At 54.1% G+C, this 13206-nt stretch carries 11 protein-coding genes; 8 read left to right on the forward strand and 3 right to left on the reverse strand.

Translation table 11 applies throughout. From position 1 onward, the window contains the following. Positions 1-107 precede the first annotated feature (107 nt). On the reverse strand, positions 108-1238 hold the full coding sequence (gene rlmG, locus PGQ95_RS02390) for a 23S rRNA (guanine(1835)-N(2))-methyltransferase RlmG (RefSeq protein WP_087859884.1): 1131 nt from the start codon (positions 1236-1238) through the stop codon (positions 108-110). A gap of 70 nt (positions 1239-1308) precedes the next feature. Here rlmG and PGQ95_RS02395 point away from each other — a divergent pair, with 70 nt between their 5' ends. The 5 genes from PGQ95_RS02395 (at position 1309) to sstT (ending at position 6458) form a co-directional block, all read left to right on the forward strand. Further along, positions 1309-1800, forward strand: a complete 492-nt coding sequence (locus PGQ95_RS02395; RefSeq protein ID WP_308958046.1) for a M48 metallopeptidase family protein — start codon at positions 1309-1311, stop codon at positions 1798-1800. A gap of 199 nt (positions 1801-1999) precedes the next feature. Further along, complete coding sequence (locus PGQ95_RS02400) at positions 2000-2623, forward strand: SanA/YdcF family protein (protein ID WP_087859947.1); 624 nt, start codon at positions 2000-2002, stop codon at positions 2621-2623. 93 nt (positions 2624-2716) lie between these two features. Further along, positions 2717-3706 carry a Gfo/Idh/MocA family protein gene (locus tag PGQ95_RS02405; RefSeq protein ID WP_271032076.1) on the forward strand — a complete coding sequence of 330 codons (990 nt, stop codon included), beginning with the start codon at positions 2717-2719 and terminating at the stop codon, positions 3704-3706. A 268-nt stretch (positions 3707-3974) separates the two neighbouring features. Beyond that, positions 3975-4943 carry a TerC family protein gene (locus PGQ95_RS02410; RefSeq protein ID WP_020077873.1) on the forward strand — a complete coding sequence of 323 codons (969 nt, stop codon included), beginning with the start codon at positions 3975-3977 and terminating at the stop codon, positions 4941-4943. A 267-nt stretch (positions 4944-5210) separates the two neighbouring features. Next, positions 5211-6458, forward strand: coding sequence for a serine/threonine transporter SstT (gene sstT, locus PGQ95_RS02415; RefSeq protein WP_087859887.1), 1248 nt, complete (start codon positions 5211-5213; stop codon positions 6456-6458). 166 nt (positions 6459-6624) lie between these two features. On the opposite strand, the gene PGQ95_RS02420 is transcribed toward sstT, so the two are convergent. Beyond that, positions 6625-8112 (reverse strand): UxaA family hydrolase, encoded by a 1488-nt coding sequence (locus PGQ95_RS02420; RefSeq protein ID WP_087859888.1) that lies wholly within the window; start codon positions 8110-8112, stop codon positions 6625-6627. An 18-nt stretch (positions 8113-8130) separates the two neighbouring features. Continuing rightward, positions 8131-9543 carry a glucuronate isomerase gene (gene uxaC, locus PGQ95_RS02425; RefSeq protein WP_430916888.1) on the reverse strand — a complete coding sequence of 471 codons (1413 nt, stop codon included), beginning with the start codon at positions 9541-9543 and terminating at the stop codon, positions 8131-8133. A gap of 468 nt (positions 9544-10011) precedes the next feature. On the opposite strand from uxaC, the gene PGQ95_RS02430 reads away from it, so the two are divergent. From PGQ95_RS02430 to yqjA, 3 genes are all read left to right on the forward strand, one after another. Beyond that, positions 10012-11313 carry an MFS transporter gene (locus PGQ95_RS02430; protein WP_015369578.1) on the forward strand — a complete coding sequence of 434 codons (1302 nt, stop codon included), beginning with the start codon at positions 10012-10014 and terminating at the stop codon, positions 11311-11313. 127 nt (positions 11314-11440) lie between these two features. Continuing rightward, positions 11441-12217 (forward strand): transcriptional regulator ExuR, encoded by a 777-nt coding sequence (exuR, locus tag PGQ95_RS02435; protein WP_015369577.1) that lies wholly within the window; start codon positions 11441-11443, stop codon positions 12215-12217. A 326-nt stretch (positions 12218-12543) separates the two neighbouring features. Further along, positions 12544-13206, forward strand: a complete 663-nt coding sequence (gene yqjA, locus PGQ95_RS02440) for a DedA family general envelope maintenance protein YqjA (RefSeq protein WP_015369576.1) — start codon at positions 12544-12546, stop codon at positions 13204-13206.

A 13206-nucleotide genomic window follows, 5' to 3' on the forward strand; every position in this document is an offset into this window, starting at 1 on the left:
GTCTTCCCCGGGCTACCACGATAATCCCGGACGGTAGCCCGGCTAAAGCGACAGTCGGTAGCCCGGCTAAGGCGACATCCGCAAGCCGGGGGAAGCAGCGACATGCATCAGCGCTGCTTACGCACCTTCGTTGCTTTCAAAATGACAAACTTATTGTTCGTCGCAATGGTCGTGCAATTACCAAAAGCGCGCTTCAGCTTACGGAAGTAATCAAGGTGGCGGTTGCCGACGACGTACAGCTCGCCGCCGTATTTCAGGCTGCGGCGGGCATCGTTAAACATCTGCCAGGCAATATGGTCGGTAATAGCGTGCTGCTGATGGAACGGCGGATTACACAGAATCGCCGTAAAGCGGTCGGGCTCAATGCCGGAAAGCGAATTGTTGACCATGAATTCACAGCGTTCGATATCGTCCGGCAGATTGCGCTCGACGTTCAAACGGCTGGAAGCCACCGCCATGTGCGACTCATCGGTGAACATCACGCTGGCGTTTGGGTTTTGCGCCAGCGCCTGCAGGCCAATCACCCCGTTGCCGCAGCCGAGATCGGCGATCTCGCCTTCTAAATCAGACGGTAAATGCTGTAGGAAGAAACGCGCGCCGATATCCAGGCCACTGCGGGCAAAAACGTTGGCATGGTTATGGATGGTCCACGGCGTGCCGTCCAGCTTCCAGCTGTAGGTTTGCGGCGCTTCGGCAAGCTTAGGGGCGGTGAAAACGCAGTGGATCAGACGCGCTTTTTTCCACGCCAGCGAAGTGGTGGTGGTACCGAGGATTTTTTCAAACAGCGCCAGCGTCGAGTTGTGCACATCTCGGGCTTTCGCCGCGGCGATAATGCGGGTTTCCGGCGTCACCACTTCGCGCAGCGCGCGCAGCTGCTGTTCCAGCAGCGCCAGCTGTTTTGGCACCTTAATCAGCACCAGCGCCGGCGCGACCGGCAGCGGGCTCAGGCTATCCTGAAAGCGCACGCTCTCTTCATCGATACCGTTCATCCGCAGGTTGTGGCGAGTCGCCAGCTCGGAAATAAAGGAGTCGTTGATGCTGACCGGGTTGCGCTCCGCCAGCGCGCAGGAGAGCGCGCCGAAGCCGTCGTTGAAGATGAGCGTCAGGCCGTCGACGTCATTCACCTGTTGCAGCAGATATTCATCCGCCGCTTCCCACGCCTGAAGCGCTTCTTCTTCAGCGTTAGGTGGGAACCGCTCTAATGTGAATAACTCACCGTTTAACTCTACCTGGCTCATCGCCCCTCCGAAATGCTAAAATTCGCGCGTGTTATCGCTCAATTCTCCGGAGAAGTAAACTTTTTTCACCATGAACACGCTACCTTACCTTCAGGGCTACCCCGAATCGCTGCTGTCGCAGGTGACGACCTTAATCGAGCAAGGTCGCCTCGGCGAGGTGCTGCAAAAGCGCTATCCGCAGGGGCATGATGTCAACAGCGATAAGGCGTTATATCAATATACCCAGGATCTGAAGGCCCGCTATCTGCGCGGGGCGGCGCCAATCAATAAGGTGATGTACGACAGTAAAATCCACGTGCTGAAGAACGCGCTTGGTCTGCATACCGCTATTTCCCGCGTTCAGGGCGGCAAACTAAAAGCTAAAGCGGAAATTCGCGTAGCGACGGTATTTCGCGATGCGCCGGAAGCGTTTCTGCGTATGATCGTGGTTCATGAACTGGCGCATTTAAAAGAGAAGGATCACAACAAAGCCTTCTATCAGCTGTGCTGTCATATGGAGCCGCAGTATCACCAGTTAGAGTTCGATACCCGCCTGTGGCTGACGCATCTTGCTTTACCCTGATTCTGAAAAATTTTTGTCCCGATAGTTTTTTTATACGCTTAAATTTAGAATCAATTAGTTAAAGGAGTTTTCGTTTAATTTCAGCACAGGGAATGTGTCAATGAACTGGATGTTCATAACAGAGTTATATAACAAAATAAGCGGTACTTTTACTATCAGGACGGCCCAACTTATCCGTCGATTTATTTTCGCCGCTTGCATGTTGCTTACCGCCTGCGTGACATTAATCTTTTACGCCGACACGCTCATTATCAAAACAACACAACATCTTATCTGGAACGATATCAACACGCTTCCCTACAATAATGTTGGATTAGTTCTCGGCGCCAAGCCTGGCAATAAATTCTTTGTTCGCCGTATTAATACCGCAGCCGCGCTGTACCATGCCGGAAAAGTAAAGTGGCTACTGGTCAGCGGCGACAATAGCAAAAAAAATTATGACGAACCCTCGGCGATGCAGCAGGCGCTCATCCATCAAGGGGTGCCTGAAGAAGCGATTTTCTGCGATTACGCAGGTTTTTCGACGCTAGACTCGGTAGTGCGCGCGCAAAAAGTTTTTGGCATAACCGATATGACTATTATTTCCCAGGGCTTCCATAATCCGCGGGCGCTGTGGCTGGCCAGAGAATATGGTATTCGCGCTATTGCCGTTAATGCTCCCGATATCCCCCAAAAAGCGCGAATATTCACGCATTTTAGAGAAAAACTAGCCCGAGTTAGCGCAGTTATTGATGCAAAGATATTACATCGACAACCTAAATATCTGGGTTCAGTAGTTAGCATAGGTCAAGAGGTTCAGCGAGGATGCCCCACCAAGAACTAGCAATTTACCAGAGTGCGTATTTGCGCACTCGTTTTGTCATCATGGCGTGCTAGAGTGACGAAAGGTCCCCTTTAACGGAGTTCGTCAACGTTTATGATACGTTTCGCAGTTGTTGGCACAAACTGGATTACTAAGCAGTTTGTCGATGCCGCCCATGAAACCGGTAAATTTAAACTCACCGCGATTTATTCCCGCAGCCTTGAACAGGCGCAAGCTTTCGCTAATGACTACCCGGTCGAGCATCTGTTTACTTCGCTCGATGAACTGGCGCAAAGTTCTGACGTTGACGCGGTCTATATTGCCAGTCCGAACTCGCTGCACTTCCCGCAAACCCGCCTGTTCCTGAGCCATAAAAAGCACGTGATTTGCGAAAAGCCGCTGGCATCAAACCTCCAGGAAGTCGAAGCGGCGATTGCCGTGGCTAAAGAAAACAACGTGGTGCTGTTTGAAGCCTTCAAAACCGCCAGCCTGCCCAACTTCCTGCTGCTGCGCGAAGCGCTCGATAAAGTGGGCAAATTACGTAAAGCCTTCATCAACTACTGTCAGTACTCTTCGCGTTACCAGCGCTATCTCGACGGCGAAAATCCAAATACCTTCAACCCGGCCTTTTCCAATGGCTCGATTATGGATATCGGTTTTTACTGCCTCGCCTCGGCGGTCGCGCTGTGGGGCGAACCGCAAGCGGTCCATGCCAGCGCCAGCCTGCTGGCGAGCGGCGTTGATGGCCAGGGTACGGTGGTGCTGAGCTACGGCGATTTCGATGTCACCTTGCACCACTCGAAGGTCAGCGACTCCACTATCCCTAGCGAAATCCAGGGTGAAGAAGGCGCGCTGGTGATTGAGAAAATCTCCGAATGCCAGAAGGTGGCCTTTATTCCACGCGGCGGAAAAGCGCAGGATCTCACCCAGCCTCAGCACATCAATACTATGTTGTATGAAGCGGAGGCGTTCGCGCGGCTGGTGGAAACCAACGACGTCGATCATCCCGGGCTTGAAGTCAGCCGTATTACGGCAAAACTGCTCAGCGAAATCCGTCGCCAGACCGGCGTGGTCTTCCCGGCGGATACTCAGCCTGTGGAGTAAAGGAGTGTAAATGGGCCCTCGACCTCCATTGACGCCCTTTATAACTTGTAATACTTTGTTACGTGCAAAGGGGAGTAACTTCCTGGCCGGTCGATCGTCATTACGATGCGTGCAAAACCGCATCCGGTCGCCGGGCAACAAGACCAAGGGTCCAGTTCCCGTCTTGTTGTAAGTGAGACCTTGCCGGAAGGCGAGGTCTATGCATAAAAGCGCAGCGGCTGCCGTCTTCCGACGACAGCCGTTTTGTTTTTATGTAAGGAATAACGCAATGAATAGTGTCGGCACGCCGTTGTTATGGGGCGGATTCGCTGTAGTCGTGGTTATCATGCTGGCGATCGATTTACTGCTTCAGGGAAGGCGCGGTGCGCATACCATGACCATGAAGCAGGCCGCCGGTTGGTCCATCCTGTGGGTCACCCTCTCCCTGCTGTTTAACGCCGCTTTCTGGTGGTATTTGGTGCAAACGCAGGGCCGCGCCGTCGCCGATCCGCAGGCGTTAGCCTTCCTCACCGGTTATCTGATTGAAAAATCACTGGCGGTCGATAACGTCTTCGTCTGGTTAATGCTCTTTAGCTACTTTGCCGTGCCGCCTGCGCTACAGCGCCGGGTACTGGTGTATGGCGTCCTCGGGGCGATTGTCCTGCGTACCATTATGATCTTCACCGGCAGCTGGCTGATTTCGCAGTTCGAATGGCTACTGTACGTGTTCGGCGCATTCCTGCTGTTTACCGGGGTGAAAATGGCGCTGGCGAAAGAAGATGATTCCGGGATCGGCGATAAGCCGCTGGTGCGTTGGATCCGCAGCCATCTGCGTATGACGGATAAAATCGAGAGCGAGCGCTTCTTCACCCGTAAAAACGGCGTACTGTTCGCCACGCCGCTGCTGCTGGTGCTGATTCTGGTTGAGCTGAGCGACGTGATTTTCGCCGTTGATAGCATCCCGGCGATTTTCGCGGTGACCACCGACCCGTTTATCGTGCTGACCTCTAACCTATTTGCGATTCTCGGTCTGCGTGCGATGTATTTCCTGCTGGCGGGTGTGGCCGAACGCTTCTCGATGCTGAAGTATGGCCTGTCGGTGATCCTGGTGTTTATCGGTATCAAGATGCTGATCGTCGATTTCTACCACATTCCGATCGCCGTTTCCCTCGGCGTGGTGGGCGGCATTCTGGCGGCGACGCTGCTGATTAACGCCTGGGTGAACAAACAGAACGATAAGAAGAAACAGCTGCAATAACTCCCTGCTCCCGGTCAGATATCGCGTATCTGGCCGGGATACGCATCACTGCTTCAGGCTTCCCGCGCATAATCTTTATCTATGTCACAAAAACGTTAATACATAGTTAAAAAACAAGATCGGCGCGTAAGAAACAGTAGATTACGCTTCCTCCCTCGCGTTCTTTCCGTATACTCGACCATGCAAACATTCATTTACATCCGGACATAAACGTAACAAATAATACGTCGCCGGGATGGACTGCTACATCACTGGAAGGAATGATTTATGACAACACAAACCCGCCCGTCGGGGCTGCTGCAGCGCCTGGCGCATGGCAGTCTGGTGAAACAAATCCTGTTGGGACTGGTACTTGGCGTGATACTGGCGCTGGTCTCGAAACCGGCCGCTATCGCGGTCGGGCTGCTGGGAACGCTGTTCGTCGGCGCGCTAAAAGCCGTCGCGCCGGTACTGGTATTAATGCTGGTGATGGCGTCGATCGCTAACCATCAGCACGGACAAAAAACCAGTATCCGCCCGATTCTGTTTCTCTATCTGCTGGGCACCTTCAGCGCGGCGCTCACCGCGGTGCTGTTTAGCTTTGTTTTCCCTTCTACGCTGCATCTGACCAGCGCGGCGGACAGCATCACCCCGCCGTCGGGGATTGTAGAGGTGCTGCGCGGACTGCTGATGAGTATGGTGGCTAATCCTATCGACGCGCTGCTGAACGCCAACTACATCGGTATTCTGGTGTGGGCGGTGGGCCTGGGCTTCGCGCTGCGCCACGGTAACGACAGCACTAAAAACCTGATTAACGACGTCTCGCACGCCGTGACTTTTATCGTCAAGATGGTCATCCGTTTTGCGCCGCTGGGTATTTTTGGCCTGGTCGCCTCGACGCTGGCGACGACCGGTTTCGACACATTGTGGGGCTACGCCCAGCTGCTGCTGGTGCTGGTCGGCTGCATGCTGCTGGTGGCGCTGGTGATTAACCCGCTGCTGGTATTCTGGAAAATCCGCCGTAACCCGTATCCGCTGGTGCTGACCTGCCTGCGTGAAAGCGGTGTCTACGCCTTCTTTACCCGCAGCTCCGCCGCCAACATTCCGGTAAATATGGCGCTGTGCGAGAAGCTGAATCTGGATCGCGATACCTATTCGGTATCTATTCCGCTGGGGGCGACCATCAATATGGCGGGTGCGGCGATTACTATCACCGTGCTAACGCTGGCGGCGGTGCATACGTTGAATATTCCGGTGGACCTGCCGACAGCGCTGCTGCTGAGCGTTGTGGCTTCACTGTGCGCCTGCGGCGCTTCCGGAGTGGCGGGCGGTTCACTGCTGCTGATCCCGCTGGCCTGTAACATGTTCGGTATTCCGAACGATGTCGCCATGCAGGTCGTCGCCGTCGGCTTTATTATCGGCGTGCTGCAGGACTCCTGCGAAACGGCGCTCAACTCATCAACCGATGCGCTGTTTACCGCTGCGGCCTGTATGGCCGAAGACGAACAGCTGGCGAAAAACGCCCTGCGTAGTTAAAGCATTGCCTGATGGCGCTACGCTTATCAGGCCTACGGTCCGGTATTCGGCTGGTAGCCCCGGTAAGCGTAAGCGCGACCGGGGAGAGCTCAACGGCGGGGACGTTACTTTGTCGGATGGCGCTACGCTTATCCGACCTACGGTCCTGACCTTGCAAACACCGTCGTTACAGCGTGACGCCGCTTTTAAAGATAGCCAGTTCGCGGAAATCATTGCGTTCGTTGCAGGTTTGCTTGCCGTTGGCGATATCAACGATCAGATCGACAAACTCCTCCAGCACCTGCGGCATCGCTTTCCCGTGAATCAACTGCCCGGCATCGAAATCAATCCAGTGCTTTTTCTTCGCCGCCAGCTCGCTGTTGGTAGCGATTTTTACCGTCGGTACGAAACCACCATAAGGGGTGCCGCGACCGGTACTAAACAGCACCATATGACAGCCAGCGCCCGCCAGCGCGCTGGTCGCCACCGCGTCGTTACCCGGAGCGCTCAACAGATTCAACCCGTGGACTTTCAAACGTTCGCCGTAGCGCAGAACGTCAACCACCTGGCTGGAACCGGCTTTCTGCGTGCAGCCAAGCGACTTATCTTCCAGCGTCGTGATACCGCCCGCTTTGTTACCCGGCGACGGGTTCTCATAGATAGGCTGGTCGTGGGCAATAAAATACTGTTTAAAATCATTGACCATAGTGACCAGTTTGCCGAAGGTCTCTTCGTCGCGACAGTGGCTCATTAGCAGCTGCTCGGCGCCGAACATTTCCGGCACTTCGGTCAACACCGTGGTGCCGCCGTTCGCAATCAGATAGTCAGAAAAACGCCCCAGCATTGGGTTAGCGGTAATGCCGGACAGGCCGTCCGAGCCGCCACACTCAAGGCCAAACTTCAGTTCGCTCAGTTTACCCGCTTCGCGTTTATCATGGCGCATCACTTCATAGAGCTGATGAAGATGCTCAATTCCCGCTTCCACTTCATCTTCCTGATGTTGGCAAATCATGAAGTGCACGCGTTCCGGGTCAAAATCCCCCAGCGTTTCACGGAAGGCATCAACCTGGTTGTTCTCACAGCCAAGACCAATCACCAACACCGCCCCGGCATTCGGGTGGCGGACCATGTTTTGCAGCATGGTACGGGTGTTGATGTGGTCGTCTCCCAACTGCGAGCAGCCGTAGGTGTGGCTGAAAAGGAAGACACCGTCGGTGCCTTCTGCGTCGTTGGTCTCTTTCAGGAAACGGTTCTGGATCTGCCGGGCGATGCCGTTAACACAGCCCACGGTCGGCAGGATCCATAACTCGTTACGCACGCCGACTTCACCGCTGGCGCGACGATAAATCTCAACGTCGCGATCCGCAGGCTGCGCCGGTTGTTCAACCCGATCAGGTTGATAGCGATACGCGTCGAGATCGCTCAGATTGGTACGCGTATTGTGCGCATGAACATGCTCGCCCGGCGCGATATCCGCCAGCGCATGACCAATCGGCAACCCGTACTTAATGACGTTTTCACCTTTCGCAATGGCCCGCAGCGCGAACTTATGACCGCGGACAACATCCTGGCGGAGGGTGACGGTATCGTTATCAATCGTCACCACGGTTCCTGACGCCATATCCGCCAGCGCCACCGCGACGTTATCCTGCGAATGGATTTTAATGTATTGCATATCAACCGACCTCAGGCCTTAGTTCAATTCAATGGCGAAGTAATCACGCGCATTGTTAAAGCAGATGTTTTTCACCATCTCGCCCAGCAGCGCGATATCCGCAGGCGCTTCGCCAGCAGCCACCCAGCGGCCGATCATCTGGCACAGAATACGGCGGAAGTATTCGTGACGGGTGTAGGAGAGGAAGCTGCGGCTGTCGGTCAGCATACCGACAAAGCGGCTCAGCAGACCAAGCTGCGCCAGCTGGGTCATCTGACGTTCCATGCCGTCTTTCTGATCGTTGAACCACCAGCCGGAACCGAACTGCATCTTGCCCGGCATGCCTTCGCCCTGGAAGTTACCGACCATGGTGCCCAGCACTTCGTTATCGCGTGGGTTCAGGCAGTACAGAATAGTTTTCGGCAGCAGGTTTTCTTCGTTCTGTTTACTCAGCAGCTTTGACAGTTCTTCGGCCATCGGACGGTCGTTGATGGAATCGAACCCCACATCCGGCCCTAACAGTTTGAACTGACGCAGGTTGTTATTACGCAGCGCGCCGATGTGGTACTGCTGTACCCAGCCGCGGCGCGCGTATTCCGCGCCGAGGAACACCAGCACCGCCGTTTTGAACTGCGCGACTTCATGCTCGCTGAGCGTTTCGCCCGCCAGACGGCGCGCCAGAATGCTATCCAGTTCGCTATCAGTGGCTTCAGCGAACAGCACAACGTCCAGCGCGTGGTCGGAAACTTTACAGCCGTGAGCGGCAAAGTGATCCAGACGCTTAGTCAGCGCGCTTTGCAGATCGGCAAAACGGTGAATCTCGGTATCGGAGACTTCGCCAAGCTTGTTCATGTAATCGTTAAAAGTGGCCTGCTCGATATTGAACGCTTTATCCGGGCGCCAGCTCGGCAGTACCTTGATATCAAAGGTGCTATCTTTGGCGACCGCCGCGTGATGCTCCAGCGAATCAATCGGATCGTCGGTCGTCCCCACCATCTTCACATTCATCTGCTTCATGATTCCACGGGCGGAGAACGACTCCTGAGCCAGCAACTCATTACACTGGTTCCAGATTTCATCCGCCGTGGCTGGCGACAACAACTTACCTGTAATACCAAAAGGACGGCGCAACTCTAAATGCGTCCAGTGGTATAGCGGGTTACCGATGGTATGAGGAACGGTTGCCGCCCAGGCGTCAAATTTCTCGCGATCGGCAGCATCGCCGGTACACAGGTGCTCCGCCACGCCGTTGGTACGCATCGCGCGCCATTTGTAATGGTCGCCTTTCAGCCAGATGTCATACAGGTTCTTAAAACGATAATTTTCGGCAACCTGCTGCGGCGGAAGGTGGCAGTGGTAGTCGAAAATCGGCTGATCTTTGGCGTAATCGTGGTACAGGCGGCGGGCAAACTCGGTATCAAGCAGAAAATCTTCGGTCATAAACGGTGTCATTGTCGTGTCCTCTTCGCCCCATCAAGGAGCCCATCAGATGATTGACTCTAATGCTGACAAAGTTATCACACCAATTTCTACAGGCCGAAGTATTTTTCGTGAGTTAGATCAATAAACGTCGACAAAAAAAGCACCACCAAAGGAGTAAACATCGCTGTAAGCCGCGCCAGAACTGGCTTTGATTGCCGCGAATAATGTCCCTACAAACTTTCCCACTTTTGTGACAGTACTCAACTTTTAAAGTTGTATGACAAGTTATCTTTCTGCCGTCGCAACATATAAACCGACGGAATGTATTACCGGTGTGAATGACATCGGCTTAAACGGTAGGGATGCCGGTTTCACTTTAACCACTGATGGCAAGGTTCAGTTCACGTCCTGAACCCTCCGTTTCCCCATCCTGCTCCTCTTAACGAGGGGAAAGATGGCCGCAGACGCTGCGGAGAGACAACAACGATGAGGTTTTACATGCGTAAAATTAAAGGGTTACGTTGGTATATGATCGCACTGGTGACGCTGGGCACCGTGCTGGGTTACCTGACTCGTAACACCGTAGCGGCGGCTGCGCCGACGCTGATGGAAGAGTTGCACATTTCAACCCAACAATATTCTTATATCATCGCCGCCTACTCCGCTGCATATACCGTTATGCAGCCGGTTGCCGGCTATGTGCTCGATGTGCTTGGCACCAAAATTGGCTACGCCTTCTTTGCTATCGCCTGGGCGGTATTCTGCGGTTCAACGGCGCTGGCAGGCAGCTGGGGCGGCCTGGCGCTGGCCCGCGGCGCGGTCGGCGCAGCGGAAGCAGCGATGATCCCTGCCGGTCTGAAAGCCAGCTCCGAATGGTTCCCGGCGAAAGAGCGTTCCATCGCCGTCGGCTATTTCAACGTCGGCTCTTCTATCGGCGCGATGATAGCTCCGCCGCTGGTGGTATGGGCGATTGTCATGCATAGCTGGCAGATGGCATTTATTATTTCCGGGGTACTGAGCTTCGCCTGGGCAATGGCCTGGCTGATTTTCTACAAACACCCGCGCGATCAGAAAAAACTCACCGATGAAGAACGTGACTACATCATCGGCGGCCAGGAATCTCAGCATCAGACCAATAACGCGAAAAAAATGTCGCCGTGGCAGATCCTGCGTAACCGTCAGTTCTGGGGTATTGCGCTACCGCGCTTCCTCGCAGAACCGGCCTGGGGTACCTTCAACGCCTGGATCCCACTGTTCATGTTTAAGGTTTACGGCTTTAACCTGAAAGAGATCGCCATGTTCGCCTGGATGCCGATGCTGTTCGCCGACCTCGGCTGCATCGTCGGCGGCTATTTGCCGCCGCTGTTCCAGCGCTGGTTTGGCGTGAATCTTATCGTCTCACGTAAAATGGTCGTGACGATGGGCGCCCTGCTGATGATTGGTCCTGGCATGATTGGCCTGTTCACCAGCCCGTATGTGGCGATTGCGCTGCTGTGCGTCGGCGGTTTTGCTCATCAGGCCTTGTCCGGTGCGCTGATCACCCTCTCTTCCGACGTCTTTGGTCGTAACGAAGTGGCGACCGCCAACGGCCTGACCGGGATGGCCGCATGGCTGGCCAGCACCATGTTCGCGCTGGTCGTCGGCGCGCTGGCGGATACCATCGGCTTCAGCCCGCTGTTTGCGGTGCTGGCGGTCTTCGACTTACTCGGCGCGCTGGTTATCTGGACGGTACTGAAAAACAAATCGGCCGACGATGACTCGACGCCGCTCAATACCAGTAAACCGGTGACGCAAAGCTAAACTGCAAGATGATTTTGCACCGACTAAGCCGCCTTTTAAGGCGGCTTTTTTTGTGGCTTCCAGTGGTGGAAAGCGCGTAAAAGTGGTATAACAAATCGAATATTGTCGCCATCTTCCGGGAGCGAATATGGAAATCAGTGAACCGCGCCGTCTCTATCAGCAGCTTGCCGCTGAGCTAAAGACGCGTATCGAACAAGGCGTCTACCTTGTAGGGGATAAGCTGCCCGCAGAGCGCTTCATCGCCGATGAAAAAAGCGTCAGCCGCACCGTGGTTCGCGAAGCCATCATCATGCTGGAAGTCGAAGGCTATGTTGAAGTCCGCAAAGGCTCCGGCATCCACGTTATTTCCAACCACCCGAAATACCAACAGGTGGTGGATGAATCGCTGGAGTTCGCCAACTATGGTCCGTTTGAATTACTCCAGGCCCGTCAGTTAATTGAGAGCAATATCGCTGAATTCGCCGCGACTCAGGTGACCAAACAGGACATCATGAAGCTAATGGAAATTCAGGAGAAAGCCCGCAACGAGAAGTGTTTCCGTGATTCCGAATGGGACCTGCAGTTCCATGTCCAGGTCGCGCTGGCCACCCAGAATACCGCCCTTGCCGCCATCGTTGAGAAGATGTGGACCCAGCGTGTGCATAACCCATACTGGAAAAAACTACACGATCATATCGATCTGCGCACCGTCGATAACTGGTGCGACGATCATGACCAAATCCTCAAAGCGCTCATTCGTAAAGACCCTCATGCGGCGAAGCTGGCGATGTGGCAACATCTGGAGAATACCAAGCTGATGCTGTTTAACGAAACCAGCGATGACTTTGAATTCAATGCCGATCGCTATCTGTTTGCCGAAAATCCGGTGGTTCATCTCGATACCGCGGCGAACGGAGCAAAATAACGTATTATCCCCTCCACGGGCAGAACCTCTTTTTCTGCCCGCAAACCCGACAGGGTAAGCAAAGCATATATAGTGTCAGCCTGTGTAAATCCTCTCGCTACTCGTCCACGCAACCCGCAAAATCAATCAGCAACAAACTGCAATTTCTCTGACGGAAAGTCAGCTAGTTTGTTACAATTAGATGCATTTTGCCGTTCTGTAGGTAAGTGTTTACTTACTGTTTAATCAAGGATCCGATCAGAACGTCTCAACAGCGGCCATACTCTAAAAATAATCTAGTCGCTATGTATAAGACGTACCGTTAACCGATGTACCAGGAATCGTGAATGGAACTACTAACCCAATTACTGAATGCCTTATGGGCCCAGGATTACGAAACGCTCGCTAATCCCTCCATGATTGGCATGCTCTATTTTGTCTTATTTATGATTTTGTTCCTTGAGAACGGTTTGCTGCCGGCGGCGTTTTTACCGGGCGATAGCCTGCTGGTGCTGGTCGGCGTTTTGATCGCCAAAGGGGCGATGGGCTTCCCGGAAACCTTACTGCTTCTGACGGCGGCGGCAAGCCTCGGCTGCTGGGTGAGCTACATTCAGGGACGCTGGCTGGGCAATACGCGGATCGTGCAAAACTGGCTCTCGCATTTACCCTCGCATTATCACCAGCGAGCGCATCACCTGTTCCACAAACACGGGTTGTCGGCGCTGCTGATTGGCCGCTTTATCGCCTTCGTGCGTACGCTTCTGCCAACAATTGCCGGTATCTCTGGTCTGAATAACGCGCGTTTTCAGTTCTTTAACTGGATGAGCGGCCTGCTGTGGGTGCTGATTCTTACCTCTCTCGGCTATCTGCTGGGGAAAACACCGGTGTTCCTGAAGTATGAAGATCAGCTGATGTCATGTCTGATGCTGCTACCGGTTGCGCTGCTGGTCTTTGGTCTGATCGGCTCCCTGGTTGTACTGTGGAAGAAAAAACACAGCAGTCGGAGCTGA

The organism is Klebsiella sp. 141240, assembly GCF_050600805.1.
GTDB lineage: Bacteria > Pseudomonadota > Gammaproteobacteria > Enterobacterales > Enterobacteriaceae > Klebsiella > Klebsiella aerogenes.